The organism is Cohnella sp. LGH, from assembly GCF_017671885.1.
GTDB lineage: Bacteria > Bacillota > Bacilli > Paenibacillales > Paenibacillaceae > Cohnella > Cohnella phaseoli.
This window is the reverse complement of record NZ_CP072117.1, coordinates 4018562-4036801: the sequence shown is the minus strand read 5'-3', so window position 1 is coordinate 4036801 and position 18240 is coordinate 4018562. Positions and strand designations below refer to the sequence as shown.

The following is an 18240-nucleotide window of genomic DNA, read 5'->3' as shown; positions in this document are numbered from 1 at the left end:
CAAAGAAAGGTATATACACCTTTCATCTTTGTTATCGATTATCTTTCAGAGCAACTTGACATGCTTATGGGACAGCCCTTCGCCTTACAGCGCCATCCGATACAGAGGCAGCAGCGTGCGGAACGTGTCTTCGGCGCGCTTCATGAACGCTTCTCCGTCGGCCAGCAGCGGATCTCCGCGCTGAATGTGAATGCCGCAGGTCAGCTCGGCCGCTTTGACCGTTTTCAGTCGCGTAAACAGCTCCTTAAGCTCGTCGTCTGCCAGATCTCCGTGAACCAAACCCGTCGGCACCATATGGTCCTTCGACCATACATAGGACGAAGGGACAGAGCCGCGAATCGACGACAGCTCAGCCAGTGCCCGCTCGGCGAACTGATCCTTGCTCGGGCATTCGTAAATGACCGCGAATTGCACGAAGACGTGCGTCGACCAGAGGCCGATCTGGAAGTGAGGGTGGGCCTTGTATCCCCTTTTATTGGGGGCGAAGGCGACCCACGAGTCGTTCGGCGGGTTAACGGTTCTTCTGGCGTGTTTGGCGACATGCGTAAACATTTCTTCGCCGCAAGCCTCGGTCAAAAACGGCGTCATACGCTCTCCCAACTGATGAAATTTCGGCCGTACCCGGGCGATCAGCGCCTCCATGCGCGCCTCAAGCCCTTCAATTTCGAACACCTCGAAATCCTTGTCCTCGAACCCTGTGAAACTATCCGTTGCGATTGCGCTCATGCTCTTGACTCCTTCAAATAAAAAATAGCGATCTGAGTGCGGTCCCGAAGGCCCAGCTTTCCTAAAATTTCAGAGATGTAATTTTTCACCGTACCTTCGCTAAGAAACATCGCTCCGGCGATTTCTTTGTTGGATTTGCCGTCGGCAATATGACGAACGATATCCTGCTCCGCAGGGGTGAGTCCGGAATCCGCTAGTCTCTTGGCCGCTCCGCCGGCAGACTCGCGCGAATCCCGCTGGTCCAGCAGGCCGGCCAGCTTGCGGGCGATGTCCGGATGGATAAGATGGTTGCCTTCGACGACCGACTTAATCCCGGAGACGATCCGGGCCGGCGGCACGTTTTTGAGCAAGTAGCCGTTGGCGCCGTTGCGGATCGCCTGCACGATATATTCGTCGTCATCGAAGGTCGTCAGAATAAGCACCGCCGGCGGCTTGTCCAGCGTTTTCAGCTTGCGCGTCCCTTCAACGCCGTCGCATCCCGGCATGCGAATGTCCATCAGAACGATGTCCGTCTCCGGATGCTCCTTGACGAATCGGTAACCTTCCTCGCCGTCTCCGCATGTGCCGATAACCGTTAGATCGGGGTCCAGGTCGAGAATGAGCTTTAAGCTTTCCCGAATGAACGGATCGTCGTCCACAATAACCAATTGAATCATGACATAATCCCCTTTTCCTGCGCTGGCCGCGTTCGTGAGTACGGAACGATCGTCGACAGGACGAACCGAGGCTCCATGGCGATGCGGAGCTGTCCGCCGACAACGGCCAATCTGTCTTGCATTCCTTTAATCCCCATACCCGGAGCGAGCTGACCGGGAGGCTTGCCGTTGTTGGAAATGTTCATGGCGATCCGGTCCTCCGCGAAATCGAGCCCGACCTCAACCGCGGTAGCGCCGCCGTGCCGGACTGCATTGGTAATCGCCTCCTGGGCGTTCCGGTACAGCACGAACTCCAGACTCGGATAGAGCGGGAACGGGTTGCCGGTTACCGCAAAATCGACCTCGATCCGCAAATCTCTCGCCGCGTCCTCGATTAGGCGATGCAGCGCATATCGTCTCGCGCCTGCGGAATCGACGGGCTGCAGCTTCCGAACCGTATACCGCATATTGTTCATGCTTTCTTCCAACTGTCCGCGCACCTGCTCGATCAGCCCCGTCGCTTGAGCCGGATTGCGTTCCATGAGCTGGAGCGCCGCCTCGGTCATCATTTTCACCCGGATCAGCCTGTGGCCTAGATCGTCGTGCAGCTCGGTGGCGATTCGGCTGCGTTCCTGGACCTGCGCATAATCCTCCACCTTGCGAGCATATTCCATCGCGCGCGCCCGCTCCTGCTCAAGCTGCTCTTGGCTGCCCGCGAGTGCCTCAACCGCATTTTCCAATCGCTCGGCCTGACGCTTCTGCAAGAAGACGGCGGCGACGAACAGTGCGATAATCAGCCAGACGATGTTCATCGTCCAGACTGTGCCAACGGGAAGTCGATCCGCACCGGAGTTGAGAACCACGGCGGATAGAAGGAGCGCAACGCCAAGCTCGACCGGTTTGTTTAAGCACAGAACGGCGGAGACGAGCAAGGAGTACTGGAGAAAATAGAGCAGTCCCCCATATTCGTGATAAAGCAGCGAGAAAGCGATCATACCGAGCGGAATGAGCAGCATCGCGAGCTTGCGGGCCGGCAGCAGCAATCGCGAGTACAGCAGCGCCAGAAGAATGCAAGCGACGTATTTTCCGACTGAGGGGATGTCGACTTCGTAGAGCGTGGCGATCGCGGGCGCCGCGACCAGAAGGTGCTGAAGCCAGACAAGAGGCAGCCTCATGAGGGAACTCCTTCCGTAATGCCTGAGTGATTCCCATTATAGCATTCAAGAAATGACTTTTGTCACCTCGACGCGTGAAAAGCGGTGACTCAGTATACCTGTCGGCGAATCGCCGATCCCCTATAATGAAGTCAACAAGTTAGAGAGGGGCTGTCGGCATGACGTTCGTGCAATTCAAAAACGTCGTTAAAAAATACGATACGAAAATAAGCGTTAATCACCTAAACCTGGACATTGCGGAGGGGGAAATATTCGGCTTGCTCGGCCCCAACGGCGCGGGGAAAAGCACGACGATCCATCTGCTCTCCGGCCTGCTGCCGATGGATGGCGGGGAGATCGCGCTTGACGGCTACTCCGTTGCGAAGCGCCCGCTTGAGACCAAAAGCAGAATCGGGCTTGTGCCGCAAGAGCTGGCCATCTACGAGCAGCTGTCGGCCAGGGAAAACGTGACGTTTTTCGGTAAGTTGTACGGGCTAAGAGGAAATCTGCTTAAGGAAAGAGTAGAGGAGGCGCTGGAGTTTACGGGGCTGCAGGATTTCGCCAAGGGCAGGCCGGTTACTTTCTCCGGGGGCATGAAGCGGCGACTGAACATCGCTTGCGCCATTATGCATCGGCCGAAGCTGATCATCATGGACGAACCGACCGTCGGCATCGATCCGCAGTCGCGCAATCATATTTTGGAATCGGTCAAAAAGCTGAACGAGATGGGTTCGACCGTCATCTACACGAGTCATTACATGGAAGAGGTCGAGGCGATCAGCACCAAAATCGGGATCATGGATCAAGGCAGGCTGGTCGCGCACGGAACGAAGGAGGAATTGATTCTTCAGGCCGGTCTGGAGGAGCGGCTGATGCTCGAGACGAATCGTCTGACGGATGAAGCCGCAGCCGAAATTCGCAGTCATCCCCGGGTGACCTCCTTTCAGAAACGCGAGGATTCACAGTTGGAGCTGGTGCTGCAGGAATCGCAGACGTATTTGCAGGATATTTTGTTTATTTTGACCAAGCATGAATTAAAGCTGCAGAAGCTGACCCGCGTCGAGCCGGATTTGGAAAGCCTGTTTTTGACGCTGACGGGCCGGACGCTGCGGGACAAAGCTTAGCGGGGAGGAGGATGCGATATGAGATTGACCCTGTGGGTAGCCTGGAACGAGGTTGTCCGGCTATGCCGAATCCGCACCGTTATTCTAATGATGCTGGGATTGCCGCTGATGCTCATTTTCTTGCTTGGCAACGCGTTGGAAAGCGATCTTGAACCGATCGATCTATCCGTATCCGTCGAGAGCGGGAACCCGCTCGGCGAAGCCGCGGAACGCTATATGGCTTCCCCGGAGGTTGCAGGCTATGTCCGTGCGCTGACGCGAGCCAGCGAGAACGAGGTTCGCGAGGATGTGCGCAAGGGCAAAGCGGATTTCGGGTTTGCGTTGACCGCGGAAGGCGTCCGTTATTATCCCGGACAGTTCACTGAACGCAATTTAGTCGCCGAATCCGTCCTGAATCGGTTCGTCGCGGACGCGAATGTGCGCCGGACGGCTGCCGCTGCGATTCCGAACCTGTCCGGCGAAGCGCTCGAAGCGAGCATGGCCCGCGCTGCCGCCGCGGAGAGGGTGCAGATCGGTACGTTGAGTACCCGGAACACGACGGATTTCAATAACTTTTCGGCTGTACAATATTATTCGGTCGCCTATCTGATCATGTTTCTGCTGTATTCAGGCATGTCCGCAGCGCTCGGGCTGACCGATGAACGGCAAAAGGGAACGCTGCTGCGCCTATATTCGATGCCCGTATCATTGAACGTCCTGTTGTTCGGCAAGCTGCTGGGCTCCGCTCTGTTCGCCTGTTTGCAGGCAGCCGTGATCGTCGGCTTCACCAAGGCGGTATACGGCGTCGATTGGGGAGGGAGCTACGGCGCGATCGCGATTGTCTGTGCGCTTGTAGCCGCGGCTGCGATCGGCTTTGCAATTCTCGTCGCATCCTTCACCCGCAGCCGGAGGGCGATCGAATCGATCTTCAGCCTCGTTATTACATCGATGACTTTCATAAGCGGCGGAATGATCGCCGATCTCGGACCGGGCATGCGCGAGATTGGCAAGTTTACGATCAATCATTGGGCCAATGAAGCGCTTCGCCGGTTGATGGCGGGCGGAACGTTGGGCGAAGGCTGGCAGGACGCGCTCATTCTCGGAACGATTACAGTTATCATTATGGCGGCGGCCATGCTCAGATTTCGAAAGGCGGTGGCGTTATCGTGAAAAGTCTCATCATTGCCCGGCTTCAAATACGTAGAACGGTCGGTAACCGCAAAGCGCTGCTAACGCTAGTACTGCTCCCGATCCTGATCATCTCGGGAATCGTCGGTCTGTTCGGCCGAACGACCGGTGAGCGCATTCCCGTCGCGCTGCTGAACGAGGACGGCGGCTGGCTCGGCCAGCACGTCGCGGCTGCGATCCGTTCCGACGAAATCTACGATTTGCTGGAGCAGAACGGAGCCTCAAGCGACCTGGAGCAGTTGAAGAGCAAGGTGTACGACGGAGAGTGGGGGGCGCTGGTCTATATTCCTCCCGGTTTCACCAACAGGCTGTTGAGCGGCGAGGAAACGGCAGTCCAGCTTATCCGCAAAAACGAAAAGCAGTGGAACGTATCGCTAAGCTTGGCGTTGTCGGAGACGACGGATCGGCTGGCGAGCTCGATCGCGCTGGCCGCCGCCGCGGAGGAGCGCCCGGAGAATCGGGAGGCGCTTGCGCGGACGCTGCTTGAACGACAGACGACGGAAGGGCTGCGCGTCGAACGGGAGCGGCTTGTTTATGAGACCGACAATGCCTACGTGCTCGTTGTCGGACTCATGCTCTTGTTTGTGATGATGCTGGTGAACCAATCTATTCATGGAGTCGTCGAAGATCGCGACAACCGGACGATGGCCAGAATGTTCGTGGCGCCGATCCGTGCGGTAGAGATCGCCGTAGGCAACTTCCTCGGCTGTTTTCTTCTTGGAACCTTGCAGCTCGTTCTTATTCTGATCGTGACGCGTTATGTGATCGGGTTTGATCTGGGCATGCCGTTCGGCGTGCTCCTCGCGGTAATGGAATGCTTCCTGCTGGCTGCCGTCGGTTTGTCTTCCGCTGCGGCGGCGCTGGTGAAAAACAGCGCGATGCTCGGCAGCATCAACAATATGATCGTCATTCCGACCTGCATGATTGGCGGCTGCTTCTGGCCGCTTGCGATGATGCCGGAGTTCATGCAGAAGCTGGCGAACTTCACGCCGCAGAGATGGGCGATCGCAGCGCTCGATCAAGCTTCGTCCGGCCAAACGCTGTCCGGCATCGGACTTCAGCTGGGCGTGCTGGCGTTGTTCGCCGCCGTGCTGCTCGCCTTCGGCTCTTATGCGCTTCGTCCGGCGGAGCGCTAAAAAAATAGTCAAGAAACCAAGTTGCCATAACATACAATGAAGTATAAGATAGAAGTAAGACACAATATTCTGACAATTCGGTCAACGTCTCATGCCATGCGCGCAAGGTGGGAGGAGGGATGGCCGTGAACCGGAGCTATGAAGTGGAATATTGCAATCTGGAGCTTCGCTTCGACCGCAGGCAAATCCAGAACTTGATCCGCGAGCTGATTCAGGACGGTTATTCCTTGTACTGGAACGAAAGCGAGCATCATTTTATTGTGTCGGTGCGAACGGGGCGCAAGCTCCTGAAGCTGAGATTTCTCAGAACGATGGGCCGCTACAAAATGGTGGGGGATTACTTGGTCAGAGACGAGAAGCTTTCCTTATGGATCGAAAAGCTGATCAACGATTCCCGCGGCCACGCTGTCGTCAAGCGAATTCATGATCGCCAGGTGCTTAGAATCGAGAATATCATGTTTGGCGAAATTATCCGACTCGTGGAGGTGTCCGGCATGGAGCATCGCATTATTTTCCAGAAGAGACCACAGGTAACGGTGGAAGACATGGTGCAAGCGTTCAAGTCGAACAGGGCTGAGCTGCGAGCGGGAGTTCTGCGGCTTGAAATCGATTACGAGCTTGCCGTGCTTCACGAAGCGATTCAGAACGGATGGCAGGAAGCGGCAGAGACGAGCAAAGAAAAGCTGAAGACGATGAGGCTGGAAATGCTGCAGCTGGAGCTGTAGCGCCCGTAAATCCTTAACCTCGATATTTTCTCCTCCATATATCAAAAGCGGAGCATCATCTGAGAAGACGATGGCTCCGCTTTTTCTGTCGTTTCGGTTGTACGAGGTCGGATTAAGCTTGGGCGAACTCGAGCTCGATATGGATTTTGATGGCGTCGCCGACGAGAAATCCGCCCGTCTCAAGCGCGGCGTTCCAGCTCAACCCGAACTCGGAGCGGCTGATCGAGCCGTCTGCGACAACGCCGAACTTCGTGTTGCCCCAAGGATCTTTGGCAGGGCCGGAAATTTCGGTGTTCAACGTTACGGATTTGGTCACGCCTGCGATCGTCAGGTCGCCGGTTAGCGCGTAATCTTCTCCGCCTTTAGCGACGAGCGCCGTCTTCTTGAAGGCGATTTGCGGGAATTGCTCGGCGTTGAAGAAATCCGGAGATTTCAGATGGCCATCGCGTCCTTCGTCCTTGGTGTCGATGCTGTTGACGTCGATCGTGAGCGAAGCTTCCAGACCTGTCAGATCGGACGCGTCCGCGGATACGACGGCGTCGAAGTCGTTAAAGCTGCCCCGTACGTTCGTAATCATCATGTGTCTTACGCTGAAGGTAATACCGCTGTGGGATTTATCCAAGTTCCAAGTGCTTGCTGCCATTATGAACACATCCTTTATAATTTATATTAACTATTAAATAATAAGTAACGAAGAAAAGCAAGAGTTTTTTTGCAGCCTTTTTAATGCCGACCGCGGGAAAGCAAATGATGGTTTTCATCTCCGGGCAAAAGGAGTACAATAGTCTTATTGTGAAAATTTTTGCGCTAAAGGATGAAGAAAATCATGTCGAAAGCTAACATTGGCGTTGTCGGCTTGGCCGTCATGGGCCGCAATCTGGCCCTTAACATCGAGAGCCGCGGATTCACCGTTGCGGTGTATAACCGTTCGAGAGAGAAGACCGACGACCTGCTGAATACGGAAGGTCAAGGCAAGAAGCTTGTCGGCTCTTACTCAGTCGAAGAGTTCGTGAACTCTCTGGAGAAGCCCCGCAAAATTTTGATCATGGTTCAAGCCGGAGCGGGCACCGATGCGACGATCGACTCTCTCACGCCTCATCTGGATAAAGGCGATATCATTATCGACGGCGGCAACGCCTACTTCCCGGATACTCAGCGCCGCAGCAAGGAACTGACGGAGAAGGGCTTCCACTTTATCGGAACCGGCGTCTCCGGCGGCGAAGAAGGCGCGCTGAAAGGCCCGTCCATCATGCCGGGCGGACCTGAGGAAGCTTATCGCCTTGTCGAGCCGATTTTGACCGGCATTTCCGCGAAGGTGAACGGAGACCCGTGCTGTACATACATCGGACCCGACGGAGCCGGACACTACGTCAAAATGGTGCACAACGGCATCGAGTACGGCGACATGCAGCTCATTTGCGAAGCTTACCAATTGCTGAAGGACGTACTCGGCGTTTCGACGGACGAGCTGCACGAAATTTTCGGCGAGTGGAACAAAGGCGAGCTGGACAGCTACCTGATCGAGATTACGACCGATATTTTCGCGCAGAAGGACTCCGAGACCGGCAAGCCGATGGTCGACGTCATTCTTGACGCGGCTGGGCAGAAGGGCACAGGCAAGTGGACGAGCCAGAGCGCGCTCGACCTTGGCGTACCGCTGTCGATCATTACGGAATCGGTATTCTCGCGTTTCCTCTCCGCGATGAAGGAAGAGCGCGTCGCTGCAAGCAAAGTGCTTAAAGGGCCGCAAACGAAGCCGTTCCAAGGCGACAAGACGGCATTCATCGAGAGCGTGCGCAAGGCGTTGTTCGCCAGCAAAATCTGCTCCTACGCGCAAGGCTTCGCGCAAATGCGCGCCGCTTCCGAGGAGTACGGCTGGAACCTGCGTTACGGGGATATTGCGATGATTTTCCGCGGCGGCTGCATCATCCGCGCGCGTTTCCTGCAAAACATCAAAGACGCCTACGACCGCGACCCTCAGCTGCGCAACCTGCTGCTGGACGAGTACTTCAAAGGCGTCGTCGAGTCGTACCAGGACGCATGGCGCGAAGTTGTCACGACGGCTGTCGCATACGGCGTGCCGGTTCCGTCGTTCGCGAGCGCGCTCGCGTACTACGACAGCTACCGTTCGGAGCGTCTTCCGGCCAACCTGCTGCAGGCGCAACGAGACTATTTCGGCGCGCACACGTTTAAGCGGGTGGACAAGGAAGGCACGTTCCACCACAACTGGATCAATTCCTAACGCTCTTGCCCGCGCGGCAGCAGCTCGCTCAGCATCGCGCGGAAGCAGTCGGTTTCCCGGCTGCTCGGGCTGCGCCGATGAAGCAGCAGCAAGGCCATGTCCGCAAAGCAGGCAAAATGGGCAAGCAGCTGTGGCCGATCGAGTCCCGACCATTCGGGGGCTCCATCGGCCACTTTTTTCTTAATAAAGCCGAGGGCCCACAGAACGTCCTCCCGTTGCAAAGGATGGGAAGGATCGAGAAGGCGGCGGAGAGGCTGCTCGGACGGCGGTTGGGGTCGGTAGTTGTTCACTGCGTCATCCCCTTTGGGCACAGGATTGTACACTATCAAACTTACGGAAAAACTCGTCGTTTTATACCTTGGAATCGTTGTGCTATGATGGATAAAAAGTAAAAATAAATAACTTAATGATCAAAACCGGACTTTTTGAATGAACCTTTATAAGGAATGGGGAACGCGTGGTGAGCGGGACAGGCTTTAGCCGCAACATTATTCTTGTCGGCTTCATGGGAACCGGCAAATCGACGGTCAGCCGTCTGCTGGCCGAGCGTCTGGGCTGGGAGAGTCTGGATACGGACGAAGAGATCGTGAAGGCGGCGGACAAGTCCATTCCGCAAATCTTCGCGGACGACGGAGAGACCGCTTTCCGGGATTGGGAGAGCCAGGCTGTGCGACAGGCGCTGAGCGGAGAGCGACGAATCGTCGCCACCGGCGGGGGCGCCGTGCTGCGCGAAAGCAATCGGCAGCAGATGCTGGAGCGCGGTTGGGTCGTTGCGCTGACGGCGGACAAAGCGAGCCTCGTCCGCCGCGTGACGAGCGCCGAGACGGGAACGAGACCGCTGCTTGCCGGCGATGCCGAAGCGCGGGTTACGCAGCTGCTGGAATCAAGACGGCATGCCTACGATTTTGCGAATGCGAAGGTGGACACGTCGGACAAGTCGCCCGAAGAAGTCGCCGAGGCGCTGCTGCGGGGACTTCCGGACGGCTGGCTTTAATCTTCTTCCCCCAGCTCGAGCTCGTTCCAGGCGAGCATTCCGCCGATCAGGTTGACGGAGCCTTCGTATCCGAGCGAAGCGAGAAATTGGCAGGCTCTGTCGCTGCGGGCGCCGCTTCGGCAAATCAAAATGATTTCTTCATGCTTTGTGATCGAATCGATCTGTTGCGGCACTTGGCCCAGCGGAAGGTGCAGCGCTCCGGGAATCATGCCCTGCGCGACCTCGTAATCTTCGCGAACGTCGATCATATGGGGAGTTTCCCCGGCATCCAGCCGGGCTTTCAAGTCCTCGGCGGATATTGTGCTATAGTGACTCATCAGAATCAGCCTTTCCATCAGGAAGTATATAGCCTCATCATAAGAAACTGCGCACGGCGCTGTCAAACGATAGGCGGTATGAGATATGAGAATCGCGCTTGGCGTCGCGCTTGCAGGTTGCCTGGGAGCGCTCGCGCGGTATGGAATCGGATTTTTATTTCCCGTCTCGGCAGCCTCGGATGCCTTTCCGTGGGCGACGACATTGATCAACTTGTCCGGCTCGCTGCTGCTGGGCCTGCTAACCGGCTGGTTAACGGACAAACCCGCCTTGGCTTGGGCCGGGGATTTATTGGGAACCGGCTTTCTCGGCGCTTATACGACGTTCAGCGCGTTTAACGGGCAGCTCTGGCTTATGCTGGAGCAGCATGCCTACGCCATCGCGGCGGCATACGTATTCATCAGCGCAGCGGCAGGCTGGGCGCTGGCTGCGCTAGGACTCTCCCTTGGAACCGCTAAAGGTAAGAGAGGGGCGAGGCGAGTATGAGCGGCTTTGGTCTTGCATGTCTGGTCGGCTTGGGCGGCTCGGCGGGAGCGCTGCTCCGCTACGGAGTCGGCCGCTGGATCGCAGCTGAAGGCAAGCCGGGTTTCTACGGTACGCTGGTCGTCAACCTTGTCGGTTCGCTGGCGATGGGCGTGCTGATCGGAATCGGGCTTGAGCAGCGCAACGCTGCGGTATATGCATTAACCGGGATCGGTTTTTTGGGCGGGCTGACGACTTACTCTACCCTTAACGTGCAGAAGGCGACGCTGTATCGCGGCGGCGGGGCCGCCAGGCGAACGCTTTATCTGTACCTTGCCGCGACGTATGTCGGCGGATTCGCGCTGACTGCGGCCGGCGTCGGCGCGGGCAGCCTGATTTATCATTTATAGCTTCTAAGGAGCGTGTTTATCGAACATGGATATGATCGTAACCCCGACTGGCAGACTGAACGGCGAAATTCAAGCGCTATCCTCCAAAAATTATACGACGCGTTATTTGCTCGTTTCCGCGCTGGCGGAAGGAACAAGCACGATTTTGTATCCTGCGCACAGCGAGGATGGCGAAGCGATGCGCCGCTGCATTCGCGATCTCGGCGCGATCGTCGAGGAGGACGACGAGAAAATCGTCATTACTGGCTTCGGACGCCATCCGCGCCCGACGAAGGAACTGGACGTCGGCAACGCGGGCGCGGTTTTGAGATTCATTATGTCGGTGGCGGCGCTGTTGCCGGAGGTTCACTTCGTCAACTCTTATCCGGCGTCACTTGGCAAGAGACCTCATGACGATCTGATTACTGCGCTGGAAAGCATGGGCGTGCGCATCGAGCATCAGAACGGTCGGCTGCCGATGACGATTCGCGGCGGTCAGCCTCGCGGCGGCAAAATTCAAGTTTCGGGCAGCGTCAGCTCGCAGTTCCTCAGCTCGCTGCTGTTTTTGACGCCGTTGCTCGATGAGGACAGCGAGATCGAAGTGCTGCACGATCTGAAATCAAAAGTTGTTGTCGGCCAGACGCTGGAGGTGCTGGAGCAGGCGGGCATCGTTATTGAGGCGTCTGAGGATTTAATGCATTTTCGGGTTCCCGGCAGGCAGAAATACAAAGCTCAGACCTACACGGTCCAAGGCGACTACCCGGGATCTGCAGCCATTCTTGCCGCCGCGGCCGTCACCGAGTCGGACGTCGTCGTTCACCGGCTGAAGGAAGACAGCAAGCAAGGGGAGCGTGCGGTCGTCGATGTGTTGAAGGCGATGAACGTACCGCTTACGCACGAGAACGGTATCGTGCATATCCGCGGCAACGGCAAACTTACGGCTGGCGAGTTCGACGGGGACGAGTTCACCGACGGCGTGCTGGCAATGGTCGCCGCTGCCGTGTTCGCGGATGGAATCTCTCGCTTCTATAACGTGGAAAACCTGCGCTACAAGGAATGCGACCGCATTACCGATTACTTGACGGAACTGCGCAAGGCGGGAGCGCGGGTCGACGAGAAGCGGGACGAGATCATCGTTCATGGACGTCCGGAAGGCGTAGAAGGGGGCGTGGAGATCGACGCGCACTACGATCACCGCGTCATTATGGCGTTGACGATTGTCGGCCTTCGTTCCGCTCGTCCGATTCGCATCAAGGACGCGCACCACGTCGCCAAATCGTATCCGATCTACTTCGACCATCTGAAGTCGCTTGGCGCTCAGGTCGAATGGACAGACTAACCGAAAATCCGCTCGCCAAGCAAAAACGCCTTCGGCGTCTAAACGCGCCGGAGCAGCTTTGCGAAGACGATTCAGACAAAGAGAGGTACGTGAAACTTATCTATTCTGAATCGTTAAAATAAGGGAGGCATGCTAAATGGCTTACGTTCATCCGTCCCGTGAAGAGATCAAGCAAATTTTGGAGCAATCGACCGTAATCGCCGTCGTCGGTCTGTCCGACGATGCGTCCAAGACTTCGCATATGGTGTCGGAAGCGATGCAGCGCAAAGGCTATCGCATTATTCCGGTTAATCCGAAGGCAACGACGATTCTGGGAGAGAAAGCTTACGCTTCCTTGAAGGACATCCCGGAGCCGGTCGACATCGTCAACGTGTTCCGCCGCCCGGAGCATACGCCTCCGATCGCGCGGGAGGCCGTCGAGATCGGCGCCAAAACGCTATGGCTGCAGCTTGGCATTCTGAACGAGGAAGCGGGAGCGATCGCTGCCGAAGGCGGTCTTAACGTCATTATGGATCGCTGTATTAAAGTGGAGGATTCCATTCTGCTGCCGAACGGAAAAGCCTGATTAATTGGCCCGTTCCCATCCGCGGCGCCGTCGTCATCGCTGACGGAGGCGCCGCGAGATCGTTCCGGGAAGGAGGAAAGCCATGTACGGAATCGGTTATTTGCAGAGGCTGGGCCGGGCAATGATGCTGCCGATGACGGTGCTGCCTGCTGCGGCCATCTTTCTGATGCTGGCGCGATTGCCATGGGATTCGCTGGGCTGGACGCAAGTGCCGGAAATGCTGCACGCCGCAGGCATGACGATTTTTCAATACGTTCCCTATGTGTTCGCGATCGGTATCGCACTCGGGATGTCCAACCAGTCCGCTATGGCGGGAATGGGTGCGCTCGTCGCGATGTTTATTTTTCATGTCGTTACGCATACGTACGATCCGGAGGGCGTCCAGCCGTCGATGTTCGCGGGCGCCGTCATCGGCATCGCGTCCGCTTGGGCGCACGAGCGGTTCAAATCGTTCCGGCTGCCCGAATATTTGCAGTTTCTCGGCGGTTCCAGATTTGTACCGCTGTTTATGAGCGTCCTGTCGCTCGCATTCGCTTGGCTCATGATCGGTCTGGGCGAAGGGATGAAGAGCTGGGCGGTATCCGCAGGCACGCTCGTCCATTCGGCGGGCGGCTTCGGCGTGTTCCTGTACGGCTTTCTTCACCGCATTCTGGTTGCGTTCGGACTTCACCATATTTTGAATCATCTGTTCTGGTTCCAGGTCGGCGAGTACCAAGGGGCAGACGGAGCGGTCTACTTCGGCGATCTGCCGCGCTTTTTTGCCGGAGACGAATCGGCGGGCATCTTCATGGCCGGCTTGTACCCGACGATGATGTTCGCCTTGCCGGCCGTCGCTTTCGCGATTATTCACGAGGCGCGCGAGGATCTGAAGCCGAAGACGAGCAAGCAGTTTCGCGCCGCCGCTCTGGGCTCGTTCCTGACCGGCATTACGGAGCCGGTCGAGTTCGCTTTCTTATTCGTCGCGCCTTATCTGTTCCTCGTCCATGCGCTGCTCTCGGGAGGCGTGATGTGGCTTGTGTACGAGCTCGATATTCATCACGGCTTTGCATTCTCGGCCGGCGTGCTGGAATATCTGGTCAATCTGCCGCTTGCTCAGAGAGGCTGGCTGCTGTTGCCGATCGGGGCCTTGACGGGACTTCTCTATTACGTGCTGTTCCGCTGGAGTATCCGTCGCTTCCAGCTTGCCACACCCGGACGGGAGGACGCCAGCCGACTGGACGATTGGGCCGGAGACATTCCGTATCGGGCTCCGCTGATTTTGCAGGCCCTCGGAGGCAAGGAGAACATGGTTCGCCTCGAAGCGTGCATCACCCGCCTGCGTCTGACGCTGGAGGACGAAAGCAAGGTCGACGTGCAGTCGCTGCGACATCTCGGGGCGGCGGGCGTCATTCGTCTTGGCGGCGGTCATGTGCAGGTCGTTTTCGGCACGTTCTCGGAGCTGATCCGGGAAGAAATTCATAAGCTCATGCAGACCGACGTGCAGCGGATTCAATTCCATTCCCCGGTGCAGGGACGAATGATTCCGCTTGAGGAGGTCGACGATCCGATTTTTGCGGAGCGGCTTGTCGGCCGCGGCGTCGCCTTCATTCCGGACAAGGGGGAGCTGGTGGCGCCGGTACAGGGCAAAATCATTCATATTCATCCTTCGCTGCACGCGATCGGCCTCGTTACCAAGGACGGTCTGGAAGTGCTGCTGCATGTCGGTATCAACACATCGCAACTGGAGGGCAAAGGCTTCACGGCGCTCGTTCAGATGGGAGACGAGGTATCGCCCGGCCAACCGCTGTTGAAATTTCACATTCCTACGCTTAAGCAGTATGCCAAATCGCTGGAGACGCCCATGGTGATCACGAACAGCGACAAGGTCAAGTCCTGGAGATTCGCTCCGTATAAAGTGGTCAAAAAGGGTCAGGCCGCGGTCATGTCGGTTGTCGTACACGAGAGAGAGAACAAGGGGGCGGAGAAATGATACAGGCATTGGGGGCGTCGCAGGGGATTGCGATAGGCAAAGCCTTCGTGCTGCCGCATTGGGAGTGGGAGCTGCCGGATCAGAAGATCGACGTGGCCGATTTGGCCAAGGAGTTCGATCGGTTGTACGAGGGGGTGCGCCGGTCGAAGACGGAGATCAGCCAGATGAAGACGGAGCTGGACGAAGCGGTCGGCTCAGCGGAGGCGAGCATATTCGACGCGCATCTGGCCATCCTGGAAGATCCGGTGTTCATGAATGAAATTCAAGGCATCATTCAGCGTCAGTACAAAGTCGCCGAAGTCGCCGTGAAGGAAGCGATCGATCATTTCGTGACGATGTTCGATCTGCTGGACGACGAATATATGAAGGAGCGGGCGCTGGATATCAAGGACGTGGGCAACCGCCTGCTGAAGCATCTGCTTGGCGCTCCGGAAATTTCGCTGCCGGAGGATACGCAGCCCTTCGTGCTTGTCGTGCGGGAGCTGTCTCCTTCCCAGCTCGTTCATCTGAAGCCGGAGCTGGTGCTCGGCATCGTTACGATGGTCGGCAGCCCGACGTCGCATTCGGCCATTATGGCGCGGGCGTTCGGCATTCCGATGGTGATGGGCGCGGAGGGCAAGCTGGAACAGCCGATCGGCACGGGAGACCTGCTTATTCTCGACGGCGAGACCGGCATGCTGCAGGTCGATCCGACTCCGGATATGGTCGCCAGGTACACGGAAATGCGCCGGAGGCAGCTCGCGGAGAAGGAGCAGCTGCTTAAGCTGGCTGAATTGCCCTCCGTGACGCAGGACGGAGTGACGCTTACGCTGGCGGCGAACATCAGCTCCCTGAAGGAGCTGGAGGCGGCGCTAGGCAACGGGGCGCAGGGCGTCGGCTTGTTCCGGACCGAGTTTCTGTACATGGACAGAATGTATTTTCCTTCCGAGGAAGAGCAATTCGAAGTGTATCGCAGCGCCGTCCAGAAGCTGAAGGGCGAGACGCTGGTCATCCGTACGCTCGACATCGGCGGCGACAAGCAGTTGGACTATTACGAAATGCCGGAAGAGGAAAATCCGTTTCTCGGCTTTCGAGCGATTCGCTTCTGTCTGGAACGCAAAGATCTGTTCAAAATTCAGCTTCGCGCCATTTTGCGGGCATCGAATTTCGGGGATGTCCGAATTATGTATCCGTTGATCACTTCGGTTGAGGAGCTGCGGGCGGCGAACGAGGTGCTAGCTGAGGCGAAGCGCGAGCTTCAGGAGGAGAGCGTTCCGTTTCGCGCGGACATCAAGCCCGGCATTATGGTGGAAGTTCCGGCCGCTGTGGCGATCGCCGATATTTTGGCCGAAGAGGCGTCCTTCTTTAGCATTGGCACGAACGACTTGATCCAGTTCACGCTGGCCGTCGATCGGATGAACGAGCAGATCAGCCATATGTACGAGCCGTTCCATCCGGCGATTTTGCGAATGATCCGAACGGTTGCGCACGCGGCCAAGGCGCAAGGAATTCCCGTCAACATCTGCGGGGAAATCGCCGGCGACGTGAACGCCCTGCCGATCTGGCTGGCGCTGGGCATCGACGAATTGAGTCTCTCCGCGCAGGCGATCCTGCCGGTCAAAGAGCGTCTGCTGCGCTCCAAAGCATCGGACAGCCGCAAGCTGCTGGACGACTTGTTCCGCTGCCGGACGTCGAAGGAGGCGCGCGAGCTCGCACGCCAATTTTATGCAGGCGCGGCGCTTGCTCCCGGTGCTAACCCGCTGATCTAGCGCGGATTGAGGCCGGGAGCAGGCTTCGGATCAGCGGCCGAACAGCAAATCGCAGAAGGCTTTAGCATACGGCGGCAGATCGGGCGGTCTGCGGGCGGATACAAGATTGCGGTCAACGACGACCGCATCGTCCACCCACGTCGCTCCCGCGTTTTCCATATCGTCGCGGATGCCCGGCGTAGAGGTCACCGTTCTGCCGTCGAGAATTTTCGCCGAGACGAGCACCCATCCGGCGTGGCAAATTTGCCCGATCGGTTTGCCGGCGGCGTCCATGCGTCGTACAAACTCCAGCACGCGAGGGTCTCTGCGGATTTTATCCGGCGCCCAACCGCCGGGAACGAGCAAGCCGTCGAATTTGTCGGCGTTCAGCTCATCGTAGGAAATGTCCGCCACCGCGGGGACTCCGTACTTGCCAATGTGTTTGCGCCCTTGCTCTGGTCCTGCATACAGCACCTCCGCGCCTTCTTCGCGCGTTCGGTAGACCGGATACCAAAGCTCCAAATCTTCGAATTCATCGTCAAGCAAACAAACGACCCTTTTGGTCGAGGCCATGGCAGGCCACCTCCATTTCGATAGTACGATAGCAATCAGACATCCATTGTACCAAAAGTTGGCCCGTCCTTCACCTTGCGAGAGAGGAGTGAACGTTTTGAAAGGAAAATGGAGATATGCGCCGGCGCTGCTCTGCATGATCGCGATATTCATATCCTCGTCGCGGAGCGGGGACCAGCTCGATAGCGTGCTGCCCTGGGTTCAGCGATGGCTGCCTTTTTTATCCGATTTTAATCCGATGCACTACGTGGCATATTTTGTCCTTGCTCTGACGATCGCCTACGGAATGGGCAGACTGTCGGCTACGTGGAAAGGCTGTCTGCTCAACGTCCTCGTCTGCGTCCTGTACGGGTTGACGGACGAATGGCATCAATCGTTCGTGCCGATGCGCAGTCCGGACCCGCTGGATCTGCTCCACGACGGCATGGGGGCCGCGGCGGCGAGCTTGCTCGTACTGCTGATCTGGCGGCTGTCGGACTGGCGTCGTTCCAGAAATTACACGGCCTCCTGAGCAGGAGAAAAAGCGCAGATCAACGAATTAGTTACGGATAGCTCTTGGTTACTGTAAGGAGAGAATGCCGTTGCTTAAACACTGTCTATGCGGAGAAGAGATGAGTCTCGGTCTCCGTACCGTCATTTTTGCAAGAAAGGTCAATATCAATAACGTTCCCGTATACAACTGTCCGGGTTGCGGAAGAAACGACGTATTTCCGGGTATTAAAGAGGATGTCGGCAAGCTGGTTGGTCAACTCGGCGCCAAACCTACACCTGGCAGTATCCCGTTCGATCAGGTGCACGAATGGGCGGGGGTTCTGTCGCAAGCGTTGAACGATTCGGATTCTCTGCAAGCGACAGCGATCGCTAAAGCGACCGAGGAAAGAATCGATCGACTGCTGGATTTGCTGCTCATCGCCTCATCGCTGGAGGACGAGGCATGGAAGAGTGAAATACATATGCGTCTGAGCCAATTAAGCGCCCAATACGTATCGTAGCTCTAA

Annotated in this window: 21 protein-coding genes; 14 read left to right on the top strand and 7 right to left on the bottom strand. The window is 57.1% G+C overall.

Annotated elements, in window-relative coordinates; translation table 11 throughout:
- Positions 1-84: 84 nt before the first annotated feature.
- The 3 genes from J4772_RS17375 to J4772_RS17365 are packed head-to-tail and all read right to left on the bottom strand — an operon-like array spanning position 85 to position 2536.
- The gene (locus J4772_RS17375; RefSeq protein ID WP_209076376.1) at positions 85-726 is read right to left on the bottom strand and encodes a YktB family protein; all 642 of its coding nucleotides are present in this window, start codon (positions 724-726) and stop codon (positions 85-87) included.
- Complete coding sequence (locus J4772_RS17370; RefSeq protein ID WP_116059379.1) at positions 723-1382, bottom strand: response regulator; 660 nt, start codon at positions 1380-1382, stop codon at positions 723-725. Before J4772_RS17370 ends, J4772_RS17375 begins: the two co-directional genes overlap by 4 nt.
- Positions 1379-2536 (bottom strand): sensor histidine kinase, encoded by a 1158-nt coding sequence (locus J4772_RS17365; RefSeq protein ID WP_209076375.1) that lies wholly within the window; start codon positions 2534-2536, stop codon positions 1379-1381. The genes J4772_RS17370 and J4772_RS17365 overlap by 4 nt, the downstream gene beginning before the upstream one ends.
- 158 nt (positions 2537-2694) lie before the next feature.
- Here J4772_RS17365 and J4772_RS17360 point away from each other — a divergent pair, with 158 nt between their 5' ends.
- The 4 genes from J4772_RS17360 to J4772_RS17345 all read left to right on the top strand — a co-directional run bounded on the left by J4772_RS17360 (position 2695) and on the right by J4772_RS17345 (position 6667).
- Positions 2695-3639, top strand: coding sequence for an ABC transporter ATP-binding protein (locus J4772_RS17360; protein WP_116059381.1), 945 nt, complete (start codon positions 2695-2697; stop codon positions 3637-3639).
- Positions 3640-3657: 18 nt separating this feature from the next.
- The gene (locus tag J4772_RS17355; protein WP_209076373.1) at positions 3658-4788 is read left to right on the top strand and encodes an ABC transporter permease; all 1131 of its coding nucleotides are present in this window, start codon (positions 3658-3660) and stop codon (positions 4786-4788) included.
- A complete protein-coding gene (locus J4772_RS17350; protein ID WP_209076371.1) occupies positions 4785-5942 on the top strand; it encodes an ABC transporter permease in 1158 nt (385 codons plus the stop codon). Before J4772_RS17355 ends, J4772_RS17350 begins: the two co-directional genes overlap by 4 nt.
- A gap of 125 nt (positions 5943-6067) precedes the next feature.
- On the top strand, positions 6068-6667 hold the full coding sequence (locus tag J4772_RS17345) for a hypothetical protein (protein ID WP_116059705.1): 600 nt from the start codon (positions 6068-6070) through the stop codon (positions 6665-6667).
- Positions 6668-6779: 112 nt separating this feature from the next.
- Here J4772_RS17345 and J4772_RS17340 read toward each other — a convergent pair whose 3' ends face one another.
- A complete protein-coding gene (locus J4772_RS17340) occupies positions 6780-7310 on the bottom strand; it encodes a YceI family protein (RefSeq protein WP_116059384.1) in 531 nt (176 codons plus the stop codon).
- A 183-nt stretch (positions 7311-7493) separates the two neighbouring features.
- Here J4772_RS17340 and gndA point away from each other — a divergent pair, with 183 nt between their 5' ends.
- Positions 7494-8909 (top strand): NADP-dependent phosphogluconate dehydrogenase, encoded by a 1416-nt coding sequence (gndA, locus tag J4772_RS17335; protein ID WP_209076369.1) that lies wholly within the window; start codon positions 7494-7496, stop codon positions 8907-8909.
- On the opposite strand, the gene J4772_RS17330 is transcribed toward gndA, so the two are convergent.
- Positions 8906-9199: a hypothetical protein gene (locus J4772_RS17330; RefSeq protein ID WP_116059386.1), complete on the bottom strand. Its 294-nt coding sequence runs from the start codon at positions 9197-9199 to the stop codon at positions 8906-8908. The two genes, gndA and J4772_RS17330, sit on opposite strands and share 4 nt — an antisense overlap.
- Positions 9200-9369: 170 nt before the next feature.
- Between J4772_RS17330 and J4772_RS17325 the strand changes: the two genes are divergently transcribed.
- Positions 9370-9903, top strand: a complete 534-nt coding sequence (locus J4772_RS17325; protein WP_247741126.1) for a shikimate kinase — start codon at positions 9370-9372, stop codon at positions 9901-9903.
- Here J4772_RS17325 and J4772_RS17320 read toward each other — a convergent pair.
- Positions 9900-10238 (bottom strand): rhodanese-like domain-containing protein, encoded by a 339-nt coding sequence (locus J4772_RS17320; protein ID WP_371822869.1) that lies wholly within the window; start codon positions 10236-10238, stop codon positions 9900-9902. The genes J4772_RS17325 and J4772_RS17320 overlap by 4 nt on opposite strands.
- A gap of 67 nt (positions 10239-10305) precedes the next feature.
- On the opposite strand from J4772_RS17320, the gene J4772_RS17315 reads away from it, so the two are divergent.
- The 6 genes from J4772_RS17315 to ptsP all read left to right on the top strand — a co-directional run bounded on the left by J4772_RS17315 (position 10306) and on the right by ptsP (position 16690).
- Entirely contained in the window at positions 10306-10704 is a 399-nt protein-coding gene (locus tag J4772_RS17315; RefSeq protein WP_116059387.1) for a fluoride efflux transporter FluC, read from the top strand.
- Entirely contained in the window at positions 10701-11090 is a 390-nt protein-coding gene (locus J4772_RS17310) for a fluoride efflux transporter FluC (RefSeq protein WP_209076367.1), read from the top strand. The genes J4772_RS17315 and J4772_RS17310 overlap by 4 nt, the downstream gene beginning before the upstream one ends.
- Before the next feature lie 25 nt (positions 11091-11115).
- The gene (gene aroA, locus J4772_RS17305) at positions 11116-12408 is read left to right on the top strand and encodes a 3-phosphoshikimate 1-carboxyvinyltransferase (RefSeq protein ID WP_209076366.1); all 1293 of its coding nucleotides are present in this window, start codon (positions 11116-11118) and stop codon (positions 12406-12408) included.
- 136 nt (positions 12409-12544) lie between these two features.
- Positions 12545-12973, top strand: coding sequence for a CoA-binding protein (locus J4772_RS17300; protein WP_209076364.1), 429 nt, complete (start codon positions 12545-12547; stop codon positions 12971-12973).
- 82 nt (positions 12974-13055) lie between these two features.
- Positions 13056-14942: a glucose PTS transporter subunit IIA gene (locus J4772_RS17295; protein ID WP_116059391.1), complete on the top strand. Its 1887-nt coding sequence runs from the start codon at positions 13056-13058 to the stop codon at positions 14940-14942.
- Complete coding sequence (gene ptsP, locus J4772_RS17290) at positions 14939-16690, top strand: phosphoenolpyruvate--protein phosphotransferase (RefSeq protein WP_209076362.1); 1752 nt, start codon at positions 14939-14941, stop codon at positions 16688-16690. Before J4772_RS17295 ends, ptsP begins: the two co-directional genes overlap by 4 nt.
- 30 nt (positions 16691-16720) lie before the next feature.
- On the opposite strand, the gene J4772_RS17285 is transcribed toward ptsP, so the two are convergent.
- A complete protein-coding gene (locus tag J4772_RS17285) occupies positions 16721-17242 on the bottom strand; it encodes a type 1 glutamine amidotransferase domain-containing protein (protein ID WP_209076360.1) in 522 nt (173 codons plus the stop codon).
- A gap of 97 nt (positions 17243-17339) precedes the next feature.
- Here J4772_RS17285 and J4772_RS17280 point away from each other — a divergent pair, with 97 nt between their 5' ends.
- Positions 17340-17753, top strand: coding sequence for a VanZ family protein (locus tag J4772_RS17280; protein WP_247741125.1), 414 nt, complete (start codon positions 17340-17342; stop codon positions 17751-17753).
- 70 nt (positions 17754-17823) lie between these two features.
- Positions 17824-18234, top strand: a complete 411-nt coding sequence (locus J4772_RS17275; protein ID WP_181917490.1) for a hypothetical protein — start codon at positions 17824-17826, stop codon at positions 18232-18234.
- The last annotated feature ends 6 nt before the right edge of the window (positions 18235-18240 follow it).